Origin of the sequence: Methylobacterium sp. 190mf, from assembly GCF_900107945.1 — a bacterium.
In the GTDB taxonomy this organism is placed as follows: Bacteria; Pseudomonadota; Alphaproteobacteria; order Rhizobiales; family Beijerinckiaceae; genus Methylobacterium.
The window spans coordinates 1-26,984 of sequence record NZ_FNVI01000045.1 but is presented as its reverse complement, the minus strand read 5'-3'; the positions used below and the strand labels follow the sequence as shown (position 1 = coordinate 26,984).

25 protein-coding genes, 4 pseudogenes and 1 other annotated feature are annotated in these 26,984 nt (G+C 66.3%); of the genes and pseudogenes, 10 read left to right on the top strand and 19 right to left on the bottom strand.

Translation table 11 applies throughout. The features are described 5' to 3' along the window. The 4 genes and pseudogenes from C4T42_RS31710 to C4T42_RS29730 all read left to right on the top strand — a co-directional run. Positions 1 to 867: pseudogene (locus C4T42_RS31710) on the top strand (hypothetical protein); the annotation flags it as partial. Between the two features lie 93 nt (positions 868 to 960). Beyond that, a pseudogene (locus tag C4T42_RS32615) lies at positions 961 to 1,089 on the top strand (IS630 family transposase); the annotation flags it as partial. 276 nt (positions 1,090 to 1,365) lie between these two features. Continuing rightward, the gene (locus C4T42_RS29735; RefSeq protein ID WP_103986420.1) at positions 1,366 to 1,947 is read left to right on the top strand and encodes a recombinase family protein; all 582 of its coding nucleotides are present in this window, start codon (positions 1,366 to 1,368) and stop codon (positions 1,945 to 1,947) included. 464 nt (positions 1,948 to 2,411) lie between these two features. Beyond that, positions 2,412 to 2,939: a MucR family transcriptional regulator gene (locus C4T42_RS29730; RefSeq protein WP_280177409.1), complete on the top strand. Its 528-nt coding sequence runs from the start codon at positions 2,412 to 2,414 to the stop codon at positions 2,937 to 2,939. Positions 2,940 to 2,962: 23 nt separating this feature from the next. On the opposite strand, the pseudogene C4T42_RS32610 reads toward C4T42_RS29730, so the two are convergent. Continuing rightward, positions 2,963 to 3,231 (bottom strand): annotated as a pseudogene (locus tag C4T42_RS32610) (hypothetical protein); the annotation flags it as partial. A gap of 51 nt (positions 3,232 to 3,282) precedes the next feature. Here C4T42_RS32610 and C4T42_RS29720 point away from each other — a divergent pair. Continuing rightward, positions 3,283 to 4,511, top strand: a protein-coding gene (locus tag C4T42_RS29720) for an IS3 family transposase (protein WP_091928476.1) whose coding sequence is annotated in 2 segments (ribosomal slippage) — positions 3,283 to 3,571 and positions 3,571 to 4,511 — 1,230 coding nt in all. Because the reading frame shifts where the segments join, the coding sequence is not laid out codon by codon here. After that, positions 3,564 to 3,680: a sequence feature (AL1L pseudoknot), on the top strand. It overlaps the preceding gene by 117 nt. A 176-nt stretch (positions 4,512 to 4,687) precedes the next feature. Here the strand turns inward: C4T42_RS29720 and C4T42_RS29715 are convergent. The 14 genes from C4T42_RS29715 to C4T42_RS29655 form a co-directional block, all read right to left on the bottom strand. Next, on the bottom strand, positions 4,688 to 6,493 hold the full coding sequence (locus C4T42_RS29715; RefSeq protein WP_146074078.1) for a hypothetical protein: 1,806 nt from the start codon (positions 6,491 to 6,493) through the stop codon (positions 4,688 to 4,690). Next, positions 6,486 to 7,421 carry a toprim domain-containing protein gene (locus C4T42_RS29710; protein WP_103986417.1) on the bottom strand — a complete coding sequence of 312 codons (936 nt, stop codon included), beginning with the start codon at positions 7,419 to 7,421 and terminating at the stop codon, positions 6,486 to 6,488. The genes C4T42_RS29715 and C4T42_RS29710 overlap by 8 nt, the downstream gene beginning before the upstream one ends. Continuing rightward, positions 7,418 to 7,885 (bottom strand): hypothetical protein, encoded by a 468-nt coding sequence (locus C4T42_RS29705; protein WP_103986416.1) that lies wholly within the window; start codon positions 7,883 to 7,885, stop codon positions 7,418 to 7,420. Before C4T42_RS29705 ends, C4T42_RS29710 begins: the two co-directional genes overlap by 4 nt. Then, positions 7,882 to 8,121 carry a helix-turn-helix domain-containing protein gene (locus C4T42_RS29700; RefSeq protein ID WP_103986415.1) on the bottom strand — a complete coding sequence of 80 codons (240 nt, stop codon included), beginning with the start codon at positions 8,119 to 8,121 and terminating at the stop codon, positions 7,882 to 7,884. The genes C4T42_RS29705 and C4T42_RS29700 overlap by 4 nt, the downstream gene beginning before the upstream one ends. 107 nt (positions 8,122 to 8,228) lie before the next feature. Continuing rightward, entirely contained in the window at positions 8,229 to 9,368 is a 1,140-nt protein-coding gene (locus C4T42_RS29695; RefSeq protein WP_146074077.1) for a hypothetical protein, read from the bottom strand. 340 nt (positions 9,369 to 9,708) lie between these two features. Next, positions 9,709 to 10,446 carry a hypothetical protein gene (locus C4T42_RS31705; protein ID WP_146074076.1) on the bottom strand — a complete coding sequence of 246 codons (738 nt, stop codon included), beginning with the start codon at positions 10,444 to 10,446 and terminating at the stop codon, positions 9,709 to 9,711. A gap of 111 nt (positions 10,447 to 10,557) precedes the next feature. Next, positions 10,558 to 11,868, bottom strand: coding sequence for an ATP-binding protein (locus C4T42_RS29690; RefSeq protein WP_244603317.1), 1,311 nt, complete (start codon positions 11,866 to 11,868; stop codon positions 10,558 to 10,560). A gap of 10 nt (positions 11,869 to 11,878) precedes the next feature. After that, the gene (locus tag C4T42_RS29685) at positions 11,879 to 12,958 is read right to left on the bottom strand and encodes a hypothetical protein (protein ID WP_103986413.1); all 1,080 of its coding nucleotides are present in this window, start codon (positions 12,956 to 12,958) and stop codon (positions 11,879 to 11,881) included. A gap of 57 nt (positions 12,959 to 13,015) precedes the next feature. After that, positions 13,016 to 13,321 carry a helix-turn-helix transcriptional regulator gene (locus tag C4T42_RS29680; RefSeq protein ID WP_103986412.1) on the bottom strand — a complete coding sequence of 102 codons (306 nt, stop codon included), beginning with the start codon at positions 13,319 to 13,321 and terminating at the stop codon, positions 13,016 to 13,018. Then, positions 13,321 to 13,644, bottom strand: coding sequence for a type II toxin-antitoxin system RelE/ParE family toxin (locus C4T42_RS29675; protein WP_103986411.1), 324 nt, complete (start codon positions 13,642 to 13,644; stop codon positions 13,321 to 13,323). Before C4T42_RS29675 ends, C4T42_RS29680 begins: the two co-directional genes overlap by 1 nt. Positions 13,645 to 13,733: 89 nt before the next feature. Then, positions 13,734 to 14,084, bottom strand: a complete 351-nt coding sequence (locus tag C4T42_RS29670) for a hypothetical protein (RefSeq protein WP_103986410.1) — start codon at positions 14,082 to 14,084, stop codon at positions 13,734 to 13,736. 98 nt (positions 14,085 to 14,182) lie between these two features. After that, positions 14,183 to 14,731: a hypothetical protein gene (locus C4T42_RS29665; protein WP_146074075.1), complete on the bottom strand. Its 549-nt coding sequence runs from the start codon at positions 14,729 to 14,731 to the stop codon at positions 14,183 to 14,185. Between the two features lie 140 nt (positions 14,732 to 14,871). Continuing rightward, complete coding sequence (locus C4T42_RS29660; RefSeq protein ID WP_103986408.1) at positions 14,872 to 15,669, bottom strand: hypothetical protein; 798 nt, start codon at positions 15,667 to 15,669, stop codon at positions 14,872 to 14,874. Further along, entirely contained in the window at positions 15,666 to 16,133 is a 468-nt protein-coding gene (locus C4T42_RS29655) for a hypothetical protein (protein ID WP_146074074.1), read from the bottom strand. The genes C4T42_RS29660 and C4T42_RS29655 overlap by 4 nt, the downstream gene beginning before the upstream one ends. A 281-nt stretch (positions 16,134 to 16,414) precedes the next feature. On the opposite strand from C4T42_RS29655, the gene C4T42_RS29650 reads away from it, so the two are divergent. Both C4T42_RS29650 and mobF read left to right on the top strand, forming a co-directional pair. Then, complete coding sequence (locus C4T42_RS29650; protein ID WP_103986406.1) at positions 16,415 to 16,726, top strand: hypothetical protein; 312 nt, start codon at positions 16,415 to 16,417, stop codon at positions 16,724 to 16,726. Positions 16,727 to 16,738: 12 nt separating this feature from the next. Then, positions 16,739 to 20,119: a MobF family relaxase gene (mobF, locus tag C4T42_RS29645; protein WP_103986405.1), complete on the top strand. Its 3,381-nt coding sequence runs from the start codon at positions 16,739 to 16,741 to the stop codon at positions 20,117 to 20,119. Positions 20,120 to 20,142: 23 nt separating this feature from the next. Here the strand turns inward: mobF and C4T42_RS29640 are convergent, their stop codons facing one another. The 4 genes from C4T42_RS29640 to C4T42_RS29625 all read right to left on the bottom strand — a co-directional run bounded on the left by C4T42_RS29640 (position 20,143) and on the right by C4T42_RS29625 (position 23,095). Then, positions 20,143 to 20,694, bottom strand: a complete 552-nt coding sequence (locus C4T42_RS29640; protein WP_103986404.1) for a hypothetical protein — start codon at positions 20,692 to 20,694, stop codon at positions 20,143 to 20,145. Between the two features lie 354 nt (positions 20,695 to 21,048). Then, entirely contained in the window at positions 21,049 to 21,264 is a 216-nt protein-coding gene (locus C4T42_RS29635; protein ID WP_103986403.1) for a hypothetical protein, read from the bottom strand. A 51-nt stretch (positions 21,265 to 21,315) separates the two neighbouring features. After that, positions 21,316 to 22,254: a nucleotidyltransferase domain-containing protein gene (locus C4T42_RS32245; protein WP_210202157.1), complete on the bottom strand. Its 939-nt coding sequence runs from the start codon at positions 22,252 to 22,254 to the stop codon at positions 21,316 to 21,318. 4 nt (positions 22,255 to 22,258) lie between these two features. After that, entirely contained in the window at positions 22,259 to 23,095 is an 837-nt protein-coding gene (locus tag C4T42_RS29625; RefSeq protein ID WP_103986402.1) for a helix-turn-helix domain-containing protein, read from the bottom strand. Between the two features lie 866 nt (positions 23,096 to 23,961). Between C4T42_RS29625 and C4T42_RS29620 the strand changes: the two genes are divergently transcribed. The 3 genes and pseudogenes from C4T42_RS29620 to C4T42_RS29610 form a co-directional block, all read left to right on the top strand. Next, the gene (locus C4T42_RS29620) at positions 23,962 to 24,645 is read left to right on the top strand and encodes a ParA family protein (RefSeq protein WP_103986401.1); all 684 of its coding nucleotides are present in this window, start codon (positions 23,962 to 23,964) and stop codon (positions 24,643 to 24,645) included. After that, positions 24,645 to 25,001, top strand: coding sequence for a stability/partitioning determinant (locus tag C4T42_RS29615; protein ID WP_244603316.1), 357 nt, complete (start codon positions 24,645 to 24,647; stop codon positions 24,999 to 25,001). Before C4T42_RS29620 ends, C4T42_RS29615 begins: the two co-directional genes overlap by 1 nt. A gap of 111 nt (positions 25,002 to 25,112) precedes the next feature. Further along, a pseudogene (locus C4T42_RS29610) lies at positions 25,113 to 25,367 on the top strand (IS5/IS1182 family transposase); the annotation flags it as partial. Between the last annotated feature and the right edge of the window lie 1,617 nt (positions 25,368 to 26,984).

The window sequence follows — 26,984 nt, the reverse complement described above, 5'->3', positions numbered from 1 at the left end:
CGCCTCGTCGATCCGAACGCGAGCGTGGCCTCGCTGCTCAAGGCGGATCTGGAGGCCGGCCTGCAAGCCTGCATGACGGCCACTACGCAGTATCCCAACGTGAGTCGGTTCGCGCAAATGCTGGCAGCAGCACAAGAACAAAGGATGGCCCAGCGAGCCTTGTCATCCAATCAGCCGGAATTATCGAGTACTTATCTTCTTATATATCCAAGTGGTCGCTTTACATACGAGGTTAAGGCACATATCGCCACACTGGGCGGATCACCTGAGACCAGACGCGGCTCAGACGAACCGATAAAAAGGGCTCCTTACACTACAGAACATGCTGCGATACCTGCTTCTGATCTTAGCCGGATGCTCCAATTGGAACTCAAACGGGTGGGCTGCAATTCAATCGATCCTCGTGGCCGGTGGGGTATTTCATCAGTCCAAGCTTTGACGGCCTTCAATCATTACAGGCGCTCTAATTACGATACTTCGAAGCCAACTATTGAGGCCGTTGACTTCATCAAAAGCGTCAACGTCCAGGTTTGCCCTTTAATTTGCGGCCGCGGAGAACGAGTTATAGACAACAAGTGCGCCAAGATATCATGCGGTCTCGGATTTAATTTGGATCAGTCGGGTAAATGCCGACCAAAGGATAAAAATTCTAATGCGGACGCTCGATTGCGTACAAAAATCAATCAAGAACGCCAGCGAGAAAGTGTTAAAAAACGAAAGCCGGAAATAAAACTTGAAAGTTTTGCCCAATATGCCAAGCGAATGCACCCGGATGATACTGGGCCCTGGGTAATAATGGCAAGAGAGGGATGCATGGAGAGGATTCACAGCCCTGCGTATGATGTTGTGCGGAATAAATGCCGCTAGTTACTTATAGATTTGAAATAATTTGATATTTAATTCCGTATGTATCGTAGTAGATATAAATTTGATCTACGAGGGGGTGTGCAAGTCTGTGCGATGGCTCAGACCGTTTGCGTTCTTCCTGCTGCAGCCGACACGGCCGGGCTCATAGCGATCGCCGAGGATCAAACGCGCCTGCCCAAGGATATCCAGCGCGCCCGCATCGTCTTGCTGTCGGCTGAGCGCCCGAGCACGCGCCGCTTGGGTGTGCACCGGCGGCAGCCCATCCCTACCAGTCGTTCAAATTCACACTTCCCTATCACGCGAGAGCTGCTTCAATCGGCATCCAGCTCGATAGGTGGCCGTGCATTAGACACATAGCTTGGCTTTGTCGGACATCTGATCGTTTTCCCGACGTCGCCGGGGAGCCGGTCGCGAGCCGTTCAACACCCACCCTTTTTTGTCGGATAAACGTGTCGGCTTTTCTATTGCCGGATAAACGCTATTTTGGCACTATCCGACATGCTCGTTGGATATGCCCGCGTCTCGACCCTCGACCAGAACCTCGACCTGCAGCGCGACGCGCTGACCAAGGCCGGGTGCGAGCGCCTGTTCGAGGAGAAGAAGTCCGGCAAAGCCGGGACCAAGCGTCCGGAGTTCGAGGCGGCGCTCGCCTACCTGCGCCCCGAAGATGTGCTCGTCGTGTGGAAGCTCGACCGGCTCGGCCGCTCACTCGTCGAGATGATGCGCACCATCGACGGCTTGCGCGTGAAGGATGTGCACTTCCGCTCGCTCACCGAGCAGTTCGACTCCGCCACCGCCCACGGCCGCTTCGCCCTGCAGATGCACGGGGCCATGGCCGAGTACTTCCTCGACCTCAACCGCGAGCGCACCATGGAGGGGCTGAAGGCGGCGCTTGCCCGCGGCCGCAAGGGCGGCCGGCCCAGGAAGCTGTCCGAGGCCGACCTCGACGTCGCACGGGCCCTACTCGCGGCCGGCACGATCAGTGTCGCCGACATCGCCAAGCGTCTGGGGGTCAATCGTGACACCCTGTACAATTATCTACCGCGCGCCCGCGCCAGCAGCACCGCGGCCAAGGGCTGAGCTCGTGTCCGATGCGTGTGGCCGCACTGCTCTCATCGCCGCGCGTCCGATCCGCGACATGCCGTGCGGAATGGCGACCGGCGACGCGCTGGCTGACGCCTAGGCCCATCCATGCCGATCCGGCCGGAGCACCGCTTCTTCTATCCCATCGATTGGCCGCAGCTCTCGGCCGTGATCCGCTTCCGGCGTGCCGGGTATCGGGGGTTTCAGGGGTCTTCGACCAGCCCTTAGCCCGAACTCGCAGGAGCCAGGCCGTGCCAGTTTTCTCGACCGGCCCCGGACAAACCCCTCAAACCCCACCAAACCGCTTGCCGGCGTCGCGCTCTGTCGGCGACCGGACGAGATGGGGATGGTAGTCCAGGATAGGCTACGACCAATATTTTAGAACATCGCTCTGCAGAAAACTCTTGAGTTGCCTTGTAATTCGAAGGATCATCGCGTCGATATTCATGAACAGGTGTGATGTGGATCAGAACGCGAGCGCTGCCGATGCATCGGCCATCGACTACACGGAACTGACGGCGGAGGTGGTCTCGGCCTACGTGGCGAACAACCCCGTGCCCCCGACCGAGCTGGCGCGGCTGATCGCGACCACGCACGCCGCCCTCGCCGCCCTGGCCGGCCTCGGCGACACCGCGGGGCCAGCTGCCCCGCCGTCCGTGAAGACGACGCCGGCCCAGATCCGCAAGTCGATCACCCCAGAGGCGCTGATCAGCTTCGAGGACGGCAAGCGGTACAAGACGCTCAAGCGGCACCTCACCGGCCTGGGGCTGACCCCGGACGCCTATCGCGCGAAATGGGGCCTGCCGCAGGATTACCCGCTGGTGGCGACCAGCTACTCCGAAACGCGCTCAGCGCTGGCCCGGAGTGCGGGCCTCGGCCTGCAGCGCCGGAAGTCGGCTCCGGAGACGGCGCGGGCCGACGAGGCGGTCGCGGCGAAGCCGAAGCGTGCGGGTCGGCCCCGGAAGGCCGAGACCCCAGCCGAGGCGTAGCGATTGCGCGACCGGTCGTCCGGTTAAGTGTAGGGCCCCCGGAACAAGTCCCCGAGGGCCTTGCGCCGGAACAGGGTGAGCCAGCGCCCTCGGGACGGTCGTGGATCAGGTGGCAGCGCTGACATAAGGCCGCCAGATTGGTGCCCGTGTTGTTGCTGGTGTCATGGTCGCGGTGGGCGGTCGCCAGCACGACGCGCGTCCTGCGTGCACGACCGAGCAGGTCCTCGGTGCCGGCCGCGATGCGCACGCCCCGACCGCGCCCGTCGCGCCAGGTGCCGGCATCGAAGTCCCACTGAACCGCGCCGGGATTTTCGGAGGCTCCAACTCTTGAGAGACTGGAGCCATGACGAAGCATATCCGACCCTTCTCCCCTGAGGTCCGCGAGCGCGCGGTGCGGATGGTGCTGGAGCACCAGGGCGAGCACGACACGCAGTACGGAGCGATCCGCTCGATCGCCGCCAAGATTGGCTGCTCGGGTGAGACGCTGCGCAACTGGGTGCGCCAGGCTGAACGCGACAAAGGCGTTCGGGCCGGGCCGACCACGGACGAGCGCGAGCGGATCAAGGCGCTGGAGCGGGAGAACCGCGAGCTCCGGCAGGCCAACGAGATCCTGAGGAAGGCGAGCGCCTATTTTGCCTTGGCGGAGCTCGACCGCCGGTCGCGGACATGATCGCCTTCATCGACGATCACCGGTCGCTCTACGGGGTCGAGCCGATCTGCAGGGTGCTGCCGATCGCCCCGTCGACGTACCACGCCCATGCCGCGCGGCGTTCCGAGCCCGAGAGGCTGCCGGCCCGCGCCAGGCGCGACGCGGTGCTCTCGGCCGAGATCCGGCGCGTGTACGAGGCGAACTTCCGAGTCTACGGCGTGCGCAAGGTCTGGCGGCAACTCGCCCGCGAGGGGATCGTGGTGGCGCGCTGTACGGTGGCGCGGCTGATGCGGACGCTGGGCTTAGCCGGCGTCGTCCGGGGACGCAGGGTCCGCACCACCGTTCCCGATCCGGCGGCAGCTTGCCCCCTCGATCGGGTCAATCGGCAGTTCAAGGCCGAGGGCCCGAACCGGCTGTGGGTGGCGGATTTCACCTACGTGGCCACCTGGGGCGGCTTCGTCTACGCGGCCTTCGTGATCGACGTCTTCGCCCGCCGGATTGTCGGCTGGCGTGTGTCGCGCTCGGCCCGGGCAGACTTCGTGCTCGATGCTCTGGAGCAGGCCCTGCACGAACGCCGCCCCTTCGCCGGCAGCGGCCTCGTCTGCCATTCCGACCGCGGGTCGCAATACGTGAGCATACGCTACACCGAGCGCCTCGCCGAGGCGGGCGTCGAGCCCTCCGTCGGTAGCGTCGGGGATTCCTACGACAATGCTCTGGCCGAGACGATCATCGGCCTGTTCAAGGCGGAGGTGATCCATCGACGCGGGCCGTGGCGATCGTTCGAGGCGGTCGAATACGCCACGCTCGAATGGGTCGATTGGTTCAACCACCGCAGGCTGCTCGAACCAATCGGCAACGTGCCTCCCGCCGAAGCGGAAGCGCGCTACTATGCTCAGGCCAAGGTCCAAGCCTTGGCCGCCTGACCCAAACCAAACGGCCTCCGGAAAACCCGGTGCGGTTCACACCAGCGGCCGTCGCCGAGGTGGAACACGGTCCGTCCATGCGGGCGTTTGCACGCCTCGCAGCGACCCCCGCCCCGCACCCTCCGATGGCCCCTGCAAGTTCGGGCGAGGGGTCCTCGGCGAACCCCTCACACCCGTCATACCCCTTGCGACGCCCGCCGGTAGGCTTCGGCGTCCCCCTGCACAACCGGCCCGGGTGCCTGCGGGGCGCCGTCGACCCGCCGCAGGCTGTACTTGTTGCCGCTGCTCGGATTGGGCTGCACTTCGAGCCGCATGCCGTCGAATACCCGGCCGCAGACCTTCGCCAGCCATTTGCCGAGCCTTTTGGTCGAGATCGTCCGGCCCTCGCCCGCTTGCCGCACGAGCAGGTCCCGGAATTCCTCGTGGCGGTACGTATCCTCCTCCATCGGACCTGCGAGGATGTTGGCCTGGGCGATGATCTGAGCGCTCGTATAGCCGACGCTCGGGACCAGGACCTCTCGCCAGTGGGCGTGCAGCTGACGGATCGCCTGCGCCTCCGGGTCCCCCTCGCGGGCCGTGTTCATGGTCGCGACCGGATCGGCCTCGCCGAGCCAGACCAGGCAGGAGCGCACCACGTCCGACCATTGCTCGTACGAGGCCAGCCGCGGCAGCTGCCCGGGCCGACCGGCGACCTGGTAGGCCCGCAGGATCGTCAGCGCCGCAGCCAGGTACTTGCCGCGATCCTGCAGGACCAGGTCGACCGGCTTGTGCCGGAACTCACGGATCTCGGGACGCTCCACTCCGGCGTCGAGCCGGCAGAGCAGGGTGCGCCGGGTCATGTCGGCGACGAGGACCAGGCCGTTGCCGGTGGCGAACACGCTCGCCCGGCTCTCGATCTCCACGGTCTCGCTCTTGCCGAGCACCCGCACCCGCACCACCGGACGCTCCGTGATCTGGCACAGCGCGTCCCCGCCGAGTTCGCCGTTCACGTTGTCGATCGAGACGATCGGCACGCCGGAGAGCAGCATGGCACCGAGCCGCTTCTCCGTCTCCTCCTCGGTCCTGCCCGCCGCGATCACCGGGCAGCGCCGCCCGATGGCGATGGCCGATGCGGTGTCGACCAAATAACTTTTGCCTGAGCCCGGAGTCGTGGCCGGGATGGCGTGCAGGGGTGAGGCCATCAGCGCGGGCCGCACGACCGTCGTCAGGATCCCGGAGATCGCCACCGACCGATCCTCGGGTCCCACGAATGGGAACTCGACCAGCAGATCCAGGATAAGGTCGAGCGCCGCGCGCGCCTCGTCCCGGGTCGGGGCCTCGGGGATCGGCGGCAGTTGCAACGCCGGATCCTCGACGAGGTAGAGCCGGGTCTGCGGGTCGTAGCCGGGCTGCGACAGCAGCGTGCCGTCCGGGCGCAGGGTCGGCGCGGTGATGATCCCCGCCACGGTCGGCAGCGACCAGTCGCCGGCCCCCGCCATCAGCATCGCCGCGACCTTCTCGGGCGGGTCGACCCGCACCCACTCCTCGGAACGCTTGTCCCACCGCTCGAAGGTGGTCCGCCGCGCCAGGATGTAGGTCATCGTCGGCGCGCAGACGTCCCGGAACTTAGCCGTCACGGTGGTCGCATCGTCGGCGGCGGCGACGACCTCCATGCTCGGGCGCACGAGCCGGTCGCCGCGGCGGTAGACCGGGACCTGGGCGGCGACCAGGGCCCGGGCGGCGGCGTCGGCGGCGAGATCCGGTCGACCCTGGCGCAGCCGGATGGTGGGTGCGTCGACGGCGGCCTCCGCCGGCTTCACCGGCAGTGGTACCTCGGTCCCGATCATCGGCTCCTCCGAGACCGTCACCGGTTCGGCCAGGTTGACGAGCGCCTCCGGCCCGGAGGCATCCACCGGCGCCTTGGTATCGGGTACGACCGGCGCATCATCAGGGCGCTCGCCCGGGATGTGCTCGATCGTGTAGCCAATCACAGCCTCAGGCATCCTTGTCCCCCTTGATTAGGTCGTTGAGGTCGGTCCCAGGCTCGTGCGGGACGACCAGATGGGCGCCGACGCCGGCCTGGCGGTAGCGCGCCGCGCAGGCGCTAGAGGCGCGCAGGCCTGCCTCGTCGTGGTCGACGGCGAGCCACAGCCCGGTCAGCCCCGGCAGCACCGGGAAGGCCCTCACCCCCCCGGCGGCGATCAGCGACCAGATCGACCGCACCGGGACGCCCGGCAGGTGCCGGATCGACAGCGCGCTCTCGATGCCCTCGCCGATGGCCAGGGTGTCGCCCACGGCATCGGCGGGGGTCAGCTGGATCGCACCGCCCCGGATCGGCCCGCAGCTCAGGCGGTCGACACCCCCGACCTTGACCTTGCGGCCGTCACGATCGAGTGCCGTCCGGTGCACGCCGAGGGGCCGGCCCGTGGCGATGTCGCGGACCAGCGCCACCATCGCCGGGACACGCTGCCCGTTGAATGGGCAGCTCGCGTGGAACCGCAAGCTCGCGCCCGCGGCCTCGGGCGGCAGTGTCAGACCGCGCTGCTCGACCAGGTAGCGCTCGACCGGCGTCCCATGCGGGCTGCGGCTGTCGTACCAGATCGACAGAGCGCGGCGGCTACGCCCGGCCTCGTCAACCTCGGCCTTGCGCCGCTTGACCTGCGCCGCCGCGAGATCCTGCTGCGACGGCATCCAGGATCGACGGTCGGCGCGCGTCTCGGGCGGGGACAGGCCGAGCTTATTGGCGGCGTAGAGGAACGCCGCGCGCTGGTCGTCGCTCGCATAGTCGTAGACCAGGATGCCGCTCCGGAGGTGCGGGGCGAGCCGCACCATCAGGGAGCGGCTGTCCGCCGACCGCCCTGGCCCCGGTGCGCGCACGTGGTCGCCGACGACGACCCCCTCCAGACGATCGGCGATGAAGCGAAGGCTCATCGGACCGACCTCCAGAATTGCCGCCGAGGGTCGAGCATGAACTGCACCCTTGGGGCGGCCATGGCCACCTCAAGCAGCCAAGCAAGCTCGTGCTCCGGTCGGGTCTGGATGACGAGCGACCAGCCCCACTGCATCGCTTCCGTCGCGGCCGCCGCGAAGGCTTCGGTGACAGCACCGTGGGGGAGGATCGAGATCGTATCGACGCGGGAGATGAGGCGGTGGACCGAGACAGCATCGAAGCCGTCTGGCCCGCTGGTCCCGTCCCATGTATCGTCTTCGATGACGATGACGGCGCCCATGCCCATCGGCGGCGGGTCGAAGCACAGGCCATTCTGCTCCAGCAGCAGAAGACCGCAGCCAGCACGGATGGCCGACCAGACCGGCTCGACGCGCGCCTGGTGCTTGCCGCTGGCGGCGATCAGATGGTCACGCGTCACGAACGCGTTGAGGTTCGTGTTTCTCACGCCCGGCCTCCCTCGCTCGAAGGAACGCTCGGGTCGACACGATGCGCCTCGGCGTAGGCCTCGACGTCCTTGGCGCGGTACACGCAGCGGCGGCCGAACTTATAGACAGCGGGCCCCTCGCCGTTGGCTCGGGCCTTGTCGAGGAAGCTCGGGCTCACGCCGAGACGGCGGGCCGTCTCCTTCCGATCCAGCGGCAGCTCCCCGGGCGGGAGCGTCTTCACGGTACGCATCATCATCCCCGTATGGTCGGTCGCCGGGGTGGCGCCGATCCGCAGGGTGATGAGACGGGAAAAGCAGCGGGCTGTATTCGTTACTGGGTTGCGACCAACCCGGAGTTGGTCGGTCAGGTTCTACCGCGCCGTCTCTCCTCGGCTTCCCAAGCGTCGAACTTGGCCGTGTTCAGCTTGCTCCAGTTCGGACGATTGCCGCCGCTCTGATCGTCGTGATGCCGCAGGAGCGTCAGCATGGCCTCGATGAAGCCGGGCTTCATCGGTATGTCGACCGTGGCCGGGTGGTGGTCCCACCACCATTCGAGTAGCGGTTTCAGAGTCTTGACTTGGATGGGTAGACCATCGGGGCCCCGGCCGTCGACGATGCCAAGATCGCGCCCGACGAAATCCATGAAGTCCGGGAGCACGCCGAGGCTGGGTCGATCCTCGTCGACCCGGACGTATCCCAGCGGATCGAACACCGCCTCGGCCATCAGGGCCGAGGCGGGGATCTGACGGAAGGCCCGGCGCCACTCGGCCCCGAGCCGGGCCACGTCGACGAAGACGTGCCCCCTGACCGGACGACCCTCGATCTCGACGCTGAGCGGCCGCTGATCCGAGAAGTACGCTTCGGCCTCGTCGCGGGGCCAGAACGCGGCCGGGATCGGCGTCTTGCACCCGTCCTTGTCGATGACGACCGCCTGCAGCAGCCCGAGCGCCAGGGCCTGCCGGTATCGGGTGACCGCGCGCCTTTCGAACGAGGCGGCGGACACAACCAAGTCTTCTGGGGGAGGCCCGCCCAACGAGATCAGGCCGACGCTGTTCAGCCCGTCGCGCAGGCGCGGATTAGACAGGCAATCGACGGCGGGAGGCCGGAGGAAGAAGTCCAGCCCAGCGACCGAGCTGGAGGCCCCCTCCTTGTTTGAGGTGTAGAACGTCTGTCCGTCAGCGTCCCTGAAACTGATCACTACGCCCAGATCCCCCGGCTCGGACCCTTCGGTGACGCGCAGGCCAGTGCAGACCATGAAGTATTGCGGCGTCGACCCCGGCGGCACCGTTGCCGCGGGTGGCCGGGCCCCCGGCAGGATGCGCGGCGGAGGAGGAGCGGCCCGCGCCCCATCCGGTGCCCGCCGTGTCACGAACAGTCGGGCCGCCGAGAACGGCGAGGGATCGTCGGCCCGCGGTCCTGCGGTGTGCGCGTCCTGGAGGACGCTCGCGACGATGTAGACCGCCGCGACGGGCAGCGGGATGTGGTTGGGCGGCAGCAGAGGCATCGGGATCATCGGTCCGTGTACGAAAACGGACAGTCCGCGCAGGCGCCTTAAGCCCTGGTTCCCAATCCACCTTGGCCGTATGGCTGTCCCCAACCGTAGCGGATCTGCCGCCGCCTTCGTTTACCCATGCACCAGCCAAATGCTCGAGCAGGCGGTTCCTCCCGTACATTTCGACCACCGGTAGAACGTACTCGGCCAGAAACTCGCGAGGATGGATAGTCATAGGTGCGACGACCTCCATTTATCGCAGCCATCGGAGCGTATACATTCGTCCTTGATGCTCACGAACCATGCGGGATCCTGCATAGCTCAATCATTCAGGCAGCTTAATTTGGAGAGTTCATCGCCGACGCGGGAGGATGATCGAGCTGGAAGTGGGTGGCTTTGGCATCATAGTCGCGAGTTGTCCGGGTCGGACGAGGCGGAACTGCGGTGGTCGAAGAACTTTGACTCCAGCCTCATAATTGGAAAAGGCAATGGTGAGCACATATAAACCGTCATGAAACCCTGCGAGAGCACCAACAATACTACGATTATCAGTGTTATATCTGTAGAAGAATTGCTCGTGCACCGAGTTGCGCTCGCCTTGGATAAGAGTATTGCCGTCAGGTAAATCAGCAAGGATCTTATCGGCTGTCTTTTGGCTCAACCCTGCATTTAGAAAGAATGCACTCTGCACACCCCCCTCCACCGGAATTGGAGTTTTGCAGTGCTCGCGATACAGAGCCATTCCGAATTTAGCTGCAAAAATATCGAGGTACGCCTGAACTAAAGGCCCATCCATCTTCATCAGGTATTTTTTGCGCAGTATCCCGATGGAATTTGGTACCCACTCTTCAGTTATTTTACTGGGATTAAATAATTCAGCGATGACGCCGGGCGCCTTTTTCTCAAGAATATCTATTCGCGCATACGATTCCAGCATTTTCCAATCTGGCGCCACATCCTCGGGACTGATCCGAGCGAGAAAGCCTGCCACCAAATCGGCAGCGCTCGTGCCGTTGTTGCAATTTGCGCAGCACGGAAATTCCATCCCGCTCGGCCGACGCTTCCCTTGGAACATTGAGCGCGGCGGCATGTGCTCAATCGTGGTAGCTGGCTCGGCGCAATAGATGCACCGCTGGCCAGATGCCAAAACCTCAGCCCTACTCCTAGAACGCTTCGCCTCCCCAGGCACGACATCAACCCTTCACGCGGCGCCCATCTCGGCCAACCACTGCTCCAGCGGGAAGTCGAGATGACCAGCTACCCGCATCCCGCAGGCGTTCCAGATCCCACGTTCAACCTCCGCGAAAACGGTGCGCCAGTCTTCGAGATTGCCGAGGGAGAAAGGTCCAATCCGAGCTTCAGGTTCGGTGATCTGGACCCCGTCATCGAAGGGTCGGCCATCGCCGGCGACCGCGGTCGCCGTCCCAGGGAAAATGAACTCGCATTCCAGGACGAGTTCTACCTCAGGCCGGCTTGCAAAACGGCGCAGCCTCTCGCCAAGAGCTAGCACCTGCAGAGCAACAGGCGGGAAGAGGCTCGGGGGAAAAGCGTCTGTGTGTTGGCGATAGGTATCGCACATGAGGAGGCCGTAGACGTCGACGATGCCATGGTCTCCGAAGAACCACCGGGAGAAGTGTCGCTGGCTGCTGTCGATGGTCTCGACACCGTGCAGCCTTGGGTGCCACCCCATGTGAAAGATCCCCCCGCCGAAGGCCGGCGGAGCTCCGCCCGGACGAGGTCGGATCATCCCTGCTTGCCGAGTGAGGTCGTCGGTTCGCAGTTGCAGATCCTCTGTCGCAATGAGGGTACAGCGGAAGTAGAGGGCGACCTGATCAGCCCGAACCGGCTGTCCTGTTGAGAGGGTCAGCCGAGCCGCCCCCCTCGCCACCATGCTGGTCAGTGCAGCTCGGCGCTCTGCGAGCAGCGCAGCGACCCGCTCTCCACGAGTACGGGTCTCGAAGAGGACACTCTGCAGATCGCGCATCGTCATGGGCTCCGAGCGCGATCCGCGCCGCATGTAGGCGAGAGGCGGTCGGCCGTGACCATGCGGCGCGCGCGTCGAAGACCCGGTACGGATGATGAGGACACCCTCCCCATCGCCGCCAGGTCGCTCGATACCGCGCACCTCCAGCACAGCGAGCGGTGGGTCGATGAGGCTATCGAGGGTCTGCTGCATCCGTTCCGCGAGTTCGACGACCCGGGGAACTACCACCGGGTCTGGGCCGCGGGCGCGCTTTGGATGGTCATCTGTCTCATCGACACCGACGACGACAGCACCTCCGTAGGCGTTGGCTAGCGCCACGACCTCTTTGGCGAGCCCATCGCGGGCTGGATTTCCGATACGCCCACCGCCTGTCATCCAAGGGTCGACCTGGCGGTCATTAGCGGGCAGCCCACGCTTGAGTTCGAGGCGCGGCCCCTCCTCCGCCTCTTCGCGTATCAGCGTCTCAATGTCCGTGAAGGTAAGGTCGGCGATCGGCGCCTCAAGGATCCTGCGCAGCGTCACCGTCACCCCGTCCGTTTCAGGCGGCCGAAACTCGTTCGAGCCAGTCCAGCACCGCGCGCACCACTTGCTCGGCCGTCGCCTTCGCGTCCCGACCTTCCTCCGGCCGTAGGTCAGGCACGCCGCCAGGGTTCTCGCTGAGGAGGCGGCCGACGTGCACTCGCTGACGGGTCCGATTGAGGTGTTCGGCACGCGCTCGCAGCTGGGGCGTCAGGATCGCGGCAGCCCCGCCTCTGGAGGCGCTTTCTATCAATCTCTCGGCCCTCCAGTTCCGCGGTTCACCATCGAAATCGTTGGACTGAAACGCGCCGAGCTGATGGTCGCGAGAATGGCGAGCCGCAAAGGTGAGGGCACCCTCGACAAGGGCTGCCGAGAGGAGCGCGCAGGACACCGGCGCAGCATTGGGATCGCTCCCGCGCAGCTCTGTGACCGTTTGGCGCCACCATGTCCGGAACTGCCGAAAGCCGATTTGCTCGAGAGCCTCCCCGAACGCGTCAAGCGGCTCGGCGTGTCGCGGCCGGCCGTCCGTGCGCCGGGCAACGACATCACGCACGAGGGCGAGCGCGCGTGGACGCACTGCGTTCGGTCGGAACGGAGCCGGCCTTTGCTGATCTCGAAAGAGCTGCATCAGTCCGTTCTGATGCCGTGGGACGAGGACGTTGTCCGTTTGGTTGATCATCTGGCCCAGCACGAGACAGGTGATCGCGCCCTCGAGGGTCGCGCGGTCGTGTCCTTCAGCTACGGCGCGCTCCACCACGGCACCTCTATCGAGGCGAGCGGACCGGATTCCGTCGTTTCTGACACGCTCGTTCAGTGCTACGATCACGAAGTCGGCGGCGTCCGTGTTGAGCAGAGGCGGATCGGCAGCCTCATGGATCTCGGAGAATGCCAAGTCGTGATGCGACGGGATGAAACGACCGCGACCTTGAACAAGCCCTTTCGGGACATGCGGGATGGTGTCCCCGATCTCACCATCCCGAAATCCGGCCTGGCGGCCGATTTCGAACATCTCGGCGTTCGTGAGCCCCGGATCCGATGGATCCACGAACACGCTGCATGTGAGCGCATTGCGTAGCAGCGTGTTCAGTTCTGGGTTCATGATCCCCACCGTGCCGGGGTGGTATTGCCGACTGCGGAAGGGAGAGCCCGCCCAGAGTTACGCGAGGCACTCCTCGCGCACACGCTCGCCGCCGAGTTGGATGCGCAGGAGCGCACCCGTCGCCTCGGCATAGCGGCGCAGCGATGTGGTCGTGGGCGCGACCTTTCCATTCTCCCAGCGTGCGACCATCGCCTGAGAGGTGCCGATGCGGCGCGCGACTTCAGCCTGGGACAGGTTGGCGCGATGACGCGCCTCAGCCATGGCGAAAGCGAGCTCCATCTCGGGCGAGACCTCGGCGTGCGCAGCCCGGTACTCCGGATCAGCATTCCAACGGTCGCGGACGGTCTTGAAAGGGATCGCCATCACAGCACTCCTCTCGCTCTCTCTGTGGCCAGATCCAACCACCGTTTCGGGGTCTTCCTGGTCTTCTTCATGAACGCGCCCACGATCACGACCCGCTTCCCGGTGACCGTCACGTACAGAGCGCGGCCGTCATCACCGCCTGCGCTCGGTCGCATCTCCCAGAGCTTGTCCTGGAGATGTTTGACGTGCGGTTCGTGAAGTCGCTCAAGACCAAGGGTCTCGATCCGCTCCACGATCTTGTCCAAGGAAGCGCGTACCTTCGCAGGCCACGCATCAAGCTCGGCCATGACAGCCTCGTTGAGGATCTCAACCTGCCAAGCCATGGCCAGAACCTATATCAAAAAAAGCATTACGCAAGGGTTTCGTTCCCGCCGTTGTGCGGCGGTGCACCGGCGTTTGCCGGGATGAGCGGCTACTCCTCGCCGTCCTCGGCCTCGTCGTCGGCCGGCTCCTCCTGGCTATCAGGAGGGGCGCCCACCAGAGCGGCAAGGGTCGCACGCGGCACCTTCCGCCACCGCGCTGCCTTGCGAGCTCCGACGACACCGTAGAGCCCGCCAGCGCACTGCCCGAGAACCAGATCAGCGTCGTTGAGCGCAGCCTCCCGGAGGAGCCCAATCGTCTTGTCGTGGGCCACCTTCACCCGCATGAGCCCTGCAAGCTGGTCTCGCGTTACGGTAAAGCGCCCTACGCTCTTGCCACCGAAGGTGGTGCTGTACAGCCTGTGCAGGTCCTCGACAGCCTGATCGATATTTGCACGCGCCACGGTAGCCCCACTTTTGTCTATATCTGCACTTTAAGCGCCTATGGTGTGAAAATCCGCACCAGTTCGGTTAACTGTGTACCGTGACCGGCGTTCCAAGGCTACAGCCTTGAAGCCCCTTCGGGCGCGGCGACCGGCGGCGAGACCCAGAGTAGGAGCGGGCACGATTTGCGCCCGGCCTCCTCGCGGATCCTGCCAGCGTCTCGGCATCGCACGACGGCCGCTCGCACGTCGTTCCAGCTCATCAGCTCCAGCCACACCCTGGCGCTCTCGGGGCCATCCCGAAATGCGGCCCGCAGGCCCACCTCGGTCTCGCCAATCGCCGCGCGTGTCGTCGTTACGCCCGTCCACCAACCGCCGGTCGCGCCCGCGACCAGGGCGGCCGCGAGGCCCAGCGCCACCAGGACGGCGGTGCGCCGGTCCATGGCCCGCACCCGCTCGTCGAAGGCATGCGCCGAGGCTTTGGCGATCGCGCTAGACATGCCGGCGACGGTCTCGGTCTCGGTGGCTTGGCATTCGGCACGGAACCAGTCGGCTTGAGCCTCAGCGGTCTCGCGTCCTTCGGCGAGGAGGGTGCGCAGCTCTTCGACCGTCGCCGCGCTCGCCGCCACGAGCGCATCGTGGCGCTCGTCGAGGTGATCGGCATGCACGGCCAGACCCTCTGTGAGGGGGCATAGAGGGTCACCGGGCTGGAGCCCGGACGCACGCGCCGCCTCGCGCAACGCGTCGCCCGAGGTCGCTGTTCGGGCCCTTCCCGGGGCCCGCTGCGGAACCGGTGCGGCACCCCGGATCACGGCAGCCACTCCGCGACCGCGGCGAAGTTGGCCTCCATCCGGCGCAGCCAGATTGCGACCTGTTGTGCCTTCCACGGGCCGAGCGGGCGAGCACCGGCCGGCGCGAGACCCTGCGCGGCCAGGAAGAAGGGCAGGCCACCCTCTTCCAGTTCGGGCGCGGGTTCGAGGCGAGGCATTGAGACGAGACGCGCACCCCGGCTGATCGCGGCGGCGAAAACCGGCTGCGTCTGCACAGTCTCGGAGAAGGCCGCGTGCGCCGACCTTCCGGGCGGCACGGTGCCCTCGTTCAGCACCAGGATCGTCGCCGGGCTGGCCAGCTGACACTCCGCCTCGGCATCCTGCACGTATACGGCGTCGTCGATGCTGGGTCCGAGGAGGTGCACCACCACCACGTCGATGCCCGCACTCGTGAGCCAAGCCAGGAGATCCATCTCCCGGGCCAAACCCTTCAGGATGAGATCGCCGCCGCCCAGGTCGAGCAGCGTGTCGTGCCCTCCGGCGAGTAGCGTCTCCACGAGGCCGGCGACCCACGACCGCACGTCGGCATCGTCCGCGGATGCTGGACTGACGGCCCAAGAGAAGAAACGGGCCAGTGTGCGGTTCGTCCTATCGCCGTCGGCGGGGATCACCGTCCGGCCGGCGTTCGCGGCGCGGTCGATCACCCAGCGGGCGAGCAACGTTTTCCCGCGGCTCCCTCGGCCGAGCAGCAGGAAGAGCTTCGGGCGGATCTCGACGTCTGGCGACAGCACGGCGAGAGCTTCGTTGAGGCGGGCGGTGGTCTTGGCCTTCGTCATGACGTCGGGTCCTTGTCGGGGGCCGGGCGGAGCGGCGCCGGCCGCGGGTGGCGGGAAGGCAGGGACGGCAGCGGGACGCGGGAGGCGCCCATCGCCGCGAGGACGGCCGCGATGTGTTCGGTCGCCTTGACAGCGCCGGCCGGCGTCCCTGCGATCGGCGAGACGCGCGCGGCGGCAGGTGCGGGTGGAGGCGCGGTGCGGACCGGCATGGGTGCTGGTGCGGGCGCGACCAGGCGAACACCGGGGACCAGCTCTCCGGGCGCCGGGCGGGCGCGGACTTCAGCCTGCCGAGCGGCGGCCACGGCCTCGCGCACGCGCTTCCAGGTCCTGGACGCGGTGTCTCGGGTCAGGGGACGGCCGTGCTCGTCCGTCAGGCCGAGGTCGGCGAAGGCAGTGAGGGGCGCGGCCCACTCCACGCGGCCGGTCCCGATCTCGCGCACTAGGTCGTCGTGGTGGCGCGTCATCCATGGCGCGAGCCTCCGGTCCCCGGCTCGGGCCCGCGCGAAAGCCGCGGCGATTCCTTTGTCTCGGCGGAGCATCAGAGCACCCTCTCCCGCTGGAGGAGAGGGACGGCATGGGTGCCGATGCGGTGCCGCATCCGGGGACGACCGGGGCACGTAAGCCGGGTTTCAGCCCCTACAGACCAAGGCACCCGAAGAGCTCGGGTGGGCCGCTCCACGCGGGTGGTACAATCCGAATCGTCGGTCGGCGCGGACGCCGAGACCGGCCCTCGGAGGTCTTCACGGTGACGGAGCGCGAGACCCTCGGGGGGCTGCGGGAGGACATCGCAGACGTGCGTCGCGAGGTCGGTGCGCTGACCGCGTGCATGGCGCAGCTCGTCGCCGGTCAGGAAGCGCACACGGCCCTGCTGCAGGCGCTCCTCTCGGCCGTGACCGACCTCGGCGAGGAAGGCGGCGGCGACGGGCTGGCAGAGGCGCTCGGCCGGATCGCCGACAGCCTGGATGAGCAGGGCGAGACGCTCGCCGGCATGCGTGCCGGCCTCGACGCCATCCCCGCGGCCGTGGCGGCGACGCTCGGCACCGCGCGGGCAGCCTGAGGAGTGGCCGACGTGCTCACGTACAGGGTCGGATCCGCGGGCGGCCTGAGCGGCGCACGGGCCATGACGGCGCACCTCATGGAACCGACGCTCCCGCCCGAAATGGCGCAGCTGGCTGCCTATTACGCCTGCACGCCTGGCGCCTCGACGATGCCGTCGGAGGCCTTCACGGTGACCGTTCCCCGTGTTCGCGAGGACCTGGATCCGGGACTCGCCCGGCTGCTCGGCATAGATCCGCGCCAGCCGCCGGACGCCGACGGCATCGCTCACCTGCTGGCCGGCCACCGCGCTGACGGCACCCCGATCCCAGGCCGGACCGCACGGCCGGCGATACTCTCGCTGGCCGAGGAGACCGGCCTCCCTGCCGACCGGTTGCCGAACGTGGCAGAAGTCGAGCACGTGTTCGCCGGCCGGCACGCGATGACGGGTGACCCCTTGCCGGCGGGGCGCGTCGGGACCCTGCGCGCCCGCACCCTGCGGCTGTTCGGAGCAACCGAGACCACGGCGGCGGGCGAGGTCCTGGATGCGCTCGCCCAGGGTCGCCGGGCAGATGGCGCTCCTCTTCGGCCGACCGCGTACCGGGACACCGTGACGGCCTCTCGCACCGCCGTGGGCTACATGGATCTCTGCTTCAGCGCCGATAAGAGCGTGAGCATCGCGACCTTGATGGCACCGACGGCGGCCGAGCGCGCGGCACTCCATGCGGTACACCGCGAGGCGGTCGCCGAGACCATGCGGGCTATCGGGGCGGTGCTCGGACGGGCCCGGCGTGGCAAGGGCGGGCGAGGCGGCACAGAAGCCGGGCGCCTCGCGTGGCTCACCTTCGACCATTGGACCAGCCGGCCCACGGTCGAGATCCCGGACCGAGATGCGTCCACGGGCGAGGCCTACAGCCACCTCGCCGTCGTGCGCGCCGCCGGCACGCCGCAGGTTCACACCCACGTCTGCGTCCCGGCCGTGGTGCTGACGCCCTCGGGCCATGTCGGCGCGCCCGACCTCGCCGAGCTGCGGGGCCGGCTGCACGAGTGGGGCGCCCTCTACCAAGCGAACATCGCCACCGGCCTGCGTCGCCTCGGGGTCGCCGTCGACCTCGATCCGGACACCGGCGCCGCTCGGGTGCGAGCCGTTCCGGAAGCGGTCCGCGCCGCCTTTTCGCGCCGCACCTCGCAGGGTGAAGCGGCCGCCCGTGCCTACGCGGCCGCGCAGGGTCTCAGCTGGGATGCCCTCGACGCGCGGCGCCGGATCGGTTTGCTCAAGGCCGGCGTCCAGGGAAACCCGAAAGCGCCGAAGGTCGATGACGTGGCCGACGTCGAGAGTTGGCACCGAGAGGCCGCGGCGCTCGGTTGGCATCCGGCCGGGGTGTCCAATCTGGACAGGCCGATTCCGCTCCAGCCCAGGGGCGAACGGCTGGCCATTGCCCGCGCCGCCGCAGCCCCCTTCCTTGAACGTGACTTCCTCGAAGACGCGGTTCTCGACGGGAGCGCGGCCCGGATCGCGGCGGCGCGCGGGTTGGTGGCCTCCGGCGTCGAGGATGCCTCCGAGATCGACGACGTGGCCGCGGCCTTGGTGGCGGGCGGCATCCAAGATGCCGGCGCACATGTATCCGTGATCGTGCGGGAAGTGCGAGGACAGCGGGGCCGGCCCGAGAACCGCCTGACCACGGCCGCGCATGTCGCGCGCGAGACCCGCCTCGTCGACCTGGCGCGGTCGGCCGCGGCCGACCGCTCGGGCGCCCTCACCGTCGAGGAAGTCGAGGCGGCCGCCACAGCGTCGGGCCTCGTTTTTACGGGTACGCACGGCGCGTCCCAGGCTGCGGCCATGAGGACGATCGGCACGGGCGGGCGGGTGCAGGTCCTCGTGGGGAGCGCCGGGGCAGGCAAGACCACGCTGCTGCGGCCGCTGGTGTCCGCCTGGACCGCGCGCGGCCGACGCGTCCACGGCACCGCCATCGCGTGGCGGCAGGCGCAGGCCCTCGCCGAGGCCGGGATTCCGCAGGAGCAGTGCCTCGCGGTCGCCGCGCTTCTCGCTCGTGTCCGGAGCGGCGCGCTGCAGCTCGGCCCCGAGGACGTGCTGTTGCTCGACGAGGTGTCGCTCGCGTCGGCCAGGGATGCCGTGGCGCTGCTGGAGATGCGGGAAGCGTCGGGCTGCCAGCTCGTCGCGATCGGCGACCCGCTCCAGGGCCGGAGCGTCGAGGCAGGCGGCGTCATCGGCCTGCTCACGCGCGCGCTGGACGGGGCCGTTGCCGAAGTGTCGACCACGGTGCGCCAGCGGGCGACGCAGGAGCGCGCGCTCGCGGGTCTCGCGCGGGCCGGCCGGGCCGCCGACGTCGTCGACACGCTGCGCGAGGAAGGCCGCGCCCGTCTCGCACCCGGCACCCGGGCCGACGCCGCCACCGCCGCGGCAGGGCTTTGGTGGGAGCGCGTCCAGGCCGTCGGCGAGGACCGGGTGCTCATGGTCGCCCCCACGCAAGCGGATGCGCGCGCCGTGGCCGAGGCGATGCGCCGCCGCCGGCAGGCCGAGGGGACGCGTGGTCCCGAGGTGGCGTGCCTCGACGCGGTGGATCAGGCCGGTGCCGTGTTCGAGCTGCCGGTGGCGCTGGGCGATAAGATCCGCCTCTTCCGCCGGACCTACGGCCGCGGCGCTGGCCGGGGTGCGATCGGCGTGAACGGCTCGCTCCTGACCGTGCGGGGCGTCGAGCGCGCCGGCCTCGTCCTGCGCGCCACCTCCGGCAGGGAGGCACTCGTCCCATGGACAGCGCTCCGCGACCGCGAGACGGGCAAGATCCTGATCGGGCAGGGCGACTGTCTGACCGTGGACAGCGCCCAGGGTGCGACCGCCGAGGAGTGCATCCTGGCTCTGCCGCGCGGGTCGGAGGGCATGGATGCCGCCCGGTTCTACGTCGCCGCCTCGCGCCACCGGTCCCGTTCGTGGGTCGTGCTCGGGGAAAGCGCCGAACGCCGCGCCGTGGCCGGCCGGCGGCCCCTCGGCGATGCGCGCCCGGTCCGGCCGACCGATCTCTGGAGCCATGCCGCGGCCACCTTCTCCCGACGGCCGGCGAGCGAGACGGCCCTCGACCTGATGGAGCGGGCGCACGTCGCCAGGCGGGCGGCCGAGGACGTCTTTCGGCTCGGCCTGATGCGCATCGAGACCCGCCGGGCGCGGGGCGAAGCCCCGACTATCCTTCCCGCCCAGGCTCGCCGCCGCGTCCTCGCGCGGGCGCTGGTGCCGCTGGAGAGGCGGGTTCGGGCCAGGGTCCAGATGCTCGCGGATCTCGCCGCCCGGGCGGCCGTGATTGCAGCCCATATCCGGCGCGTCGCCGAGGTGGAGAGCGCCAGGAAGACGCCGGGGATACCCCGGCGCCCCCGCCGCGGAGCACCTGCCCCGCGGCCCTGATGATGTCGACCGCACGGCGCCGATCAGGGGCGCGCGTACGCCGTGACGGGCACGCTGGCCCCTTCCTCGTCGCCCTCGTCGACGAAGCGGGTCCGCGGTGCGGTGCCGGGCACGAACCCCACGTCGATCGTGAGGCCGGCCGGAGACCGCGGCAGGGCCGCGCCGGGACGCCCGTAGACCACGAGGGCACTGTAGGCGACGGTCCGGAGCCACCGCGCGTGGAGGGTGCCGAGGCCACTGGCGACGGCATCCACCGGCACCATGGCTTCGAGGTACGCCCACGGGAGTGCGGCGGGGTCGCTGCCCAGGACGCCCTCGGCGTGGCGCTCGACGGCCCCGCGGAAGATGTCCGCCACCGGCTTCACCGGCGCGGCGGCGAGCAGGGGGCGCAGCTCGTCGCGCAGGCGGGTGTCGGTCTGGCCGACCGGCACGTAGGCGCTCTCGACCGCGCTGTAGGCCGTGACGGCCTTGGCGTAGTCGGTGAACGCCAGCTTGCTCGGGGCGTCCGAGGTCAGGGGCTGGATGTGGGCGACGGCGGACAGCAGGTCCGCCCTGGAGATTGGTGACGTGGACATGGTGACGGTCGGCTCCTGAAGGAGATCGCGCCCGACGCGGGCGGACCCTTCAGGGTGCCACTCCGGATTTCGCCGTGTGGCGCGGAGCCGAAGAAAGATGGCGTTCGGGCGAAATCGGGCGGTGGTGCAGCTGTAGAGCTGCATTTTTGGCCGTGCGGCGGCCCGGAAGTAGCGCCCAGGGTGGCTTTCGAGCTCGGTAATCCGCTCGCGCGGCGCCCCTTCGCGCGAATCGGTGCGCGCTATTGGATCCGCCGTCCTCGGCGCCGGGGACGAAGGCGTGTCCCGCGCGACGGGGTGGCTGGGCTCGGAGTGATCCGGGCCCCGTCTCGTTCGGGAGACGCGTTCAGAACGGTATCAGCGGGCGCTCACGCGCAACCGTCGCTTCCCGAAGCATTCAGCCTCGGTCCGCCAAGCGTCGCGTTCGGTTTGAAGATCTTGGATCCGAGCGTGCAGATGGCCGGCGTCGATGGCTGTCTCCACGAGCATCTCCTGCGCTGCGGCCAGTTGCTCGTGCAGCTCGGCGTTTTCAGCCGCCAGGGTCAGCGGGATCGCGGCCACGTCGTTTCCCATGCCAGCCCCTGCCTCGAAGCCTCAGGGACGCGGCTGGTAGAACCGGCATGGTTACCGCGTCGACAAGGATACCGGATTGGACGAGGTCGGCGGCGGCCTCGTCCACAGCAGGATTGCGGGTGCACGTGCCGCGGCCTCCTCGTCGCTCTGCTCCTCGCCCGGCCGGCTGAACGCCTCAAGGCTCACGTGACATCCCAGAATTGACCGCATCTCATCGCGCCACACGGTGCCGAGCGATAGCCAATTGCCGAGCGGCCAGTCGTGACCCGGCGCCCCTGGCACCAGCGCAAGGCCGAGATCCACGTCGCTGCCCGGGTGCGCGGTACCCTTCGCTCGGCTGCCGAACAGCCACACCTCGGCGATCTCGGGCTTGTCGGCGGCCCATGCCTCGATCGCGGCGAGCCACATCGTCTCCACGGCCAGGCCGAGGATCGGCAGTCCAGGATCCATGAACGATGACAGGGCGATTCCGCCGAGGTGCACTGGGTAGGCACACACGAACGAGGCGAGGACCTGCTGGGCGCAGGCATCGAGGAACAGCACCTCGTCATCTACGTGGACAGCAAGACCAGGGGCATCCCACCGGCCCTCGCCGAACCCGGCGCCGGGAGTATCAAAGGCGAACGCGGGCACCGACTCCTCTGTCCCCGGCAGGAGCGGCAGCCGGGCCGGGTGTTTGGTCCCGTTGGCGAAGCCGTGCACTACCGTCCAGATCTCCCCGCACCGGCGCTTGACCTCGGCCTGGACCACATCTGTCGCGGCATCAGCGGCACGCTTCCGTGGTCGCCCCTGTAGCGCTGCGAATCCGGGATCGCGCGTAGCCTCGGCCAGTCCAAGAGAATCGGCGACGTGGGAGACCACAAGGCATGCGAGATAGGCCCGGCGTCTGTCATCGCGAGCGTTGAGCGCTTCGTGCAGTGTCGGCAGCACGATCAGCCCGACATATTCCCGCGGCGTCATCGGCGCGTTCGGTTTGTCGTCCGACGGCATGCCCTCACCTCATAGCTCGGCCCGCGCCACCACCCGCGCGGATTCCTGAACGGTCGCGTCGGTCGAGGTCGCCCGCTGCCCCTCGGCAGCTTTTCTTCGGTTCCGTTTTCCCCGATTCTGACAGGATGAGAACTTCAGTAGGCGTGCGGTTCGCGGATTTGCACCCTCCCCCCTGAGCGGCGGCGGCGGGAGCGGACGATCCAAGTTTGGATAGCGGGTCTTGGGTCCGTGCCAGCCGCAGCCAAGCCGTCCACTCGGCTGAGACGATGCGCACGATGTTCGTGTCGTTGCGGAAGCCGGTGATCTGTCGCTCCTCGACGGTCAGCAGGCCGAGTTTCCGGGCTTCCCGGATCGCGTTACGCACAGTGGTCTCAGCCACGCCGACGACGGCGGCGAGGTTCGGCACGGACAGCCGACAGTCCTTCCGTCGTACGGTCTCGGCAGCCACCAGAGAGAGAACCGCCTGCTCGGCCAGCGTGAACCGGGCCGCGAGCCCCGGCGGAAGCCGCCCCGAGGCGGCCCAGCGGCGACGGCGCTCCATCGAGGCCTCCGTGCGCGGGCGGGAGCCGACGCTGGGCCTCCTGGCGCTGCTCCGGGGGTCCTGAGGGGTAGGCCGCTCGGTATGGGCCTCCGTCGTCTCAGATGTCGCGCGCGCGACGTGCGGCATCCGTCGCAAGAAGGCCGGTGCGTCCGTGCGGGCCTCGATCAGCCCAGACAGCGCCTCGGCCTCGGCTTCCGAGACCTTTCCTTCTCCGAAAGCGCGCCACAGCAGCGCCGTCACGGACGGCAGGGTGATTCGGTCGGCTGCCGCAATGGCGCGCCGGATTTCGTCTGCGAACACGTGTCTCGGCCCTTTTCCACAGGGCCACAGGGGGACGATCGGCGGCGCAGGCTGTGCGCTCCGTTCAAGACAAGCCGGTATCGTTGTCGGAACTGAGGTCCCGACTTGACGCCCGAGGGCGCTTCGTGGCTTGTGAGGGGTGCAACCCGGCCTCACAGCCGCTTTTGATTTCGACGGGCTCCTCGTTTGGCGACGGGGGGCCCGTTGGCTTTTCAGGGTCCTACTGCGGCGGTCGGTGCTCCTAGTGGTGCCGGCGACTCGCATGAGGTGTGCGCCAGCCGGACATGGCATGTCGGCTGGGTCACACGGCTAAGTCAACGGTAGGGACAGGATTGGCTTCCTCAGCGCGATGACGTGGGCCGGCGTTGCTGGGGTCGGCTCGGTCTATTCGCCATAGCTGCTGCCGGGCTGTGGTTCCGGTCGGCCGCGATTAAGCTTCCGCCGCAGACCGTCACACTCGTCAACCGGGACGGTTCCCTCACGCGTCCGCCGCGTGAGACCGTGATGGAGCATCAATCGCGGATAAGCGCGTGGGCTACCCTCTGCGCTGGCGTCGCGGCGCTACTACAGGTCGCGAGCACCCTCCTTGCGGGATAGGCTTGTAGGCGATCGCATCATCGCCCTCATTTCCGCAGCCTCCGGAAACTCCGGGGTCCCGATAGGGCGCCCATCGCCTCTTGCGCATCGAGTGAGGGCCGCACGACCTGCAGCTACTAGTTAGCTATCTGGTAACTGCTAACTACAATGGACTCGGCGACAGCTATCTAATAGATACCAGTTTGCTAGATGCTACCAATCGATATCTGTTAGCTAGCTGTTAAGTTGTGCGTGACGCGGTGAGTGCGGCGTCCGAAACGGGAGGAACCATGCCTGTCATAGCCTTTGCTAACCCGAAGGGCGGTTCGGGCAAATCGACGAGTGCGCTGCTGCTGGCGACCGAGCTGGCCGTGAAGGGTGCTTCCGTCACTATAATCGACGCTGACCCGGAGCGTTGGATCAGCCAGTGGGCAAAACTTCCTGGGAAGCCAGAGAACGTCACGATCATCAGCGACGTGACAGAAGAAAGCATCGTGGACGCTATCGATAGCGCCGAGCGCGACGCGGCCTTCGTCATCGTAGACTTAGAAGGTACGGCTAGCTTGTTGGTAGCCAATACGATCGGTATGGCCGATTTGGTGGTCATCCCCACACAGGGGTCAAGCATGGATGCCAAAGGGGCGGCAAAGACGATCCGACTCATTCGCAACTCTGAGAAGCTGTCGCGGCGGCGGATCGCCCATGCGGTCTTACTTACTCGTACCGGCGCGGCCGTCACCTCCCGCGCCCTGCGCAACGTGCAGGAGCAATTGCAAGCAGGCGGCATCGAAATGTTCGAAACTGCGGTCGTGGAACGAGCTGCCTTCAAGGACCTGTTCGATTTCGGCGGAACACTATCGGGCCTAGCCGCAGCGCAGACGAGCAACCTCGAAAAAGCTATCCAGAACGCCCGCGAGTTCGCAGGGGAGGTGGTCTCGAAGCTGAAGGCGGCCAGCGCGAGGACTGCAGCGTGATGGCCGGCAAGGAACGCGCTTCTCTCGGCTTCGGCGACGAGCTCGACGACATTGATCCGTCCTCCTGGGCCAAGCCAAAGCCCCGAGATAGCAAGCCTGCGCCCGAGGTGACGAGGCGAGTTGCGGAAGCGACCGGCTTCCGCAGCCGGGAACCCGCTAGGGTCGAGCAGGCGCCGGTGACGCCTCGGCAGCAACGCCGTCGCCGGACAGGTCGCACGGCCCAACTGAACCTCAAACTGAAACCAGAGACAATCGAGGCGTTCACCCGCGTCGCAGACACAAATGGCTGGGGGCTCGGCGAGGCCTTCGAACGCGCTGTCGTTTTGCTAGAGCAGAGCGGCATCACCGAACGATAGCTGGTAGCTACCAGATAACGGCTCCGTTCGTATAAGGGTAGGACACCGTTGGCGAAGTGAGCGTGGCCGGCCTGTGGGACGTTGAGAAGGTTTCCAGTCCGGAGGTCGCCCATGTCGCTCCGTTCGCAACCACTGCCCCCTGTCCCTGCGGACACCGCTCGGATCGCGCAGGCCGCTTTCCGGCGCGGCACCCCCTACATGCTCCTGCGCGACCGGCTCGGCGTCCTGTTCGCCGATGCCGATTTCGTCGACCTCTACCCGAAGCTGAGTGAGCCAGCCTACGCGCCCTGGCGCCTCGCGCTAGTCACGCTGATGCAGTTCCGGGAAGGACTGAGCGGCCGGCGCGCCGCCGACGCGGTACGAGGCACCCGGCAACGCGCCACCCGCTAACCCGTCGCAAGCCGCCCGGTACCGGCTCCAACTGTTCGCACTGCGTGAACACCGAGCCGAAGCGTAGCTGCACGACCCAACCTGCATAGAGAATACAAGACGAGAAGGCTTCGGTTCGCTGGTGGCGTTGATCCTGCCGATCAACGCTTTTTTCAAATCTCCTTTGAGGCTGCTCAGTAGCACGCCCTCTGTTAATGCGCCGGTTACATGACTACTAGTCGTTTGTGTTACCCTCAGTAACGCTACAGTACGATACTCTAATTCCTCTATCTTTTATTTTGAGTCCTGAATTCAAACTCCTCCAAGAGTTGGAAATTGAGCAGCCTGAGCCGCGCCGAGAAAACAAAATCGAAAGTATTAATTGATCGGTTTTCACTTGCCAAGTTGCTCCGTTTCCTGCGGTCTGCCACTTAGCAAGATGACCTTGTTTGTCGTCCTCAAAACGTCCCAAAGATAACACCAAACCTCTATCCCGAGCTTGGTATATAAAAACATTACCTCTAGCCCCGAGATAAACCGTGACAACCCCGGGAATAGAAATTTCTTTACATTCGTTGCTCCGAATAACACAGATCTCGGCTGATGAAATGAAGCTGGCCTTGATAGTGTTGCCTTGCAGACCAGCAGCAGACGCTGTCGATATTATGAAACGCAAAATTAATAGCGTTGAAACCGGGAAAAGAAGTTTTTTGCAGGAAATGGGAAAGCCATAATTCGTAAACATTGCAGTCTTAGCAAGAGAAATATTCAATTGCACGTCTGAGACCCACCCAAGCTAGAAGTTAAGCATCGCAAATCTGGCATAGTCGCCGGACCAGTATTACTTCTAAGGTTAGCTCTCGGCACTTCTGCATAAGTTTTTGAGCGCGGTCTAGATAGAGATTTTTTGATGTGTTCTTGTGCTTGATTTCTGGGAATAGAATGGTTTATGCTTATGTGTTGGACAACGGGTATAGGTACGCATTTTCCAAATTTATTCAGCCTATTTCCTGAATTGCATGTTATCAAAATACACTTGTTCCCGACCAACCGTTCCAAGGTTTTACATTCAATTGGACATACTCGGTCTCGTTTGGAACGTATTATCTCAAGGGCCTCTAAAGTCGGCTTCGATATCTCCAACGCTGTATGCGAAATACGATTGTAAGTTTTCATAGCTCGTACGGAAGCCGGGCCCCACGTACCATCGACCGTATCAGGATCGCAGCCGACGCGCTTCAGTTCAGTTTGAAGGACGCGACCAACATCAGCTTGCGGAACAATAGACGGCGCCGGGGGAGGCGGCTCGGGCACTTTCACAGGGAGCTCCTGCGTCGACTTCCCTCCCGGCACAGCGTTGAGAGCGGCGACATGAGCTTTAACATCGTCAATGAAGCGACCACCTGGGTAGAGCAGCAGGTAGGTGCTCGAGAGTTCGGCTTGGTTCGAGCCGAGCGCCCTCTGCACCACTCGCTGCTCTTGGACAGCCTGTAGCTGCCGCACGAAGCGCATCTCACTCGGATACTGCGTAGTGGCCGTCATGCAGGCTTGCAGGCCGGCCTCCAGATCCGCCTTGAGCAGCGAGGCCACGCTCGCGTTCGGATCGACGAGGCG

Excerpts from the sequence above, each read along its gene's own strand:
- C4T42_RS29615 (WP_244603316.1), top strand. The coding sequence starts at position 24,645 with ATGGCCGGCAAGGAACGCGCTTCTCTCGGCTTCGGCGACGAGCTCGAC.
- C4T42_RS31705 (WP_146074076.1), bottom strand. The coding sequence starts at position 10,446 with ATGCCGCCGCGCTCAATGTTCCAAGGGAAGCGTCGGCCGAGCGGGATG.
- C4T42_RS29700 (WP_103986415.1), bottom strand. The coding sequence starts at position 8,121 with ATGATGATGCGTACCGTGAAGACGCTCCCGCCCGGGGAGCTGCCGCTG.
- C4T42_RS29715 (WP_146074078.1), bottom strand. The coding sequence starts at position 6,493 with ATGCCTGAGGCTGTGATTGGCTACACGATCGAGCACATCCCGGGCGAG.
- C4T42_RS29695 (WP_146074077.1), bottom strand. The coding sequence starts at position 9,368 with ATGCCTCTGCTGCCGCCCAACCACATCCCGCTGCCCGTCGCGGCGGTC.
- C4T42_RS29640 (WP_103986404.1), bottom strand. The coding sequence starts at position 20,694 with ATGTCCACGTCACCAATCTCCAGGGCGGACCTGCTGTCCGCCGTCGCC.
- C4T42_RS32245 (WP_210202157.1), bottom strand. The coding sequence starts at position 22,254 with ATGCCGTCGGACGACAAACCGAACGCGCCGATGACGCCGCGGGAATAT.
- C4T42_RS29685 (WP_103986413.1), bottom strand. The coding sequence starts at position 12,958 with ATGAACCCAGAACTGAACACGCTGCTACGCAATGCGCTCACATGCAGC.
- C4T42_RS29710 (WP_103986417.1), bottom strand. The coding sequence starts at position 7,421 with ATGAGCCTTCGCTTCATCGCCGATCGTCTGGAGGGGGTCGTCGTCGGC.
- C4T42_RS29635 (WP_103986403.1), bottom strand. The coding sequence starts at position 21,264 with ATGGGAAACGACGTGGCCGCGATCCCGCTGACCCTGGCGGCTGAAAAC.
- C4T42_RS29680 (WP_103986412.1), bottom strand. The coding sequence starts at position 13,321 with ATGGCGATCCCTTTCAAGACCGTCCGCGACCGTTGGAATGCTGATCCG.
- C4T42_RS29675 (WP_103986411.1), bottom strand. The coding sequence starts at position 13,644 with ATGGCTTGGCAGGTTGAGATCCTCAACGAGGCTGTCATGGCCGAGCTT.
- C4T42_RS29735 (WP_103986420.1), top strand. The coding sequence starts at position 1,366 with ATGCTCGTTGGATATGCCCGCGTCTCGACCCTCGACCAGAACCTCGAC.
- C4T42_RS29620 (WP_103986401.1), top strand. The coding sequence starts at position 23,962 with ATGCCTGTCATAGCCTTTGCTAACCCGAAGGGCGGTTCGGGCAAATCG.
- C4T42_RS29660 (WP_103986408.1), bottom strand. The coding sequence starts at position 15,669 with ATGACGAAGGCCAAGACCACCGCCCGCCTCAACGAAGCTCTCGCCGTG.
- C4T42_RS29655 (WP_146074074.1), bottom strand. The coding sequence starts at position 16,133 with ATGACGCGCCACCACGACGACCTAGTGCGCGAGATCGGGACCGGCCGC.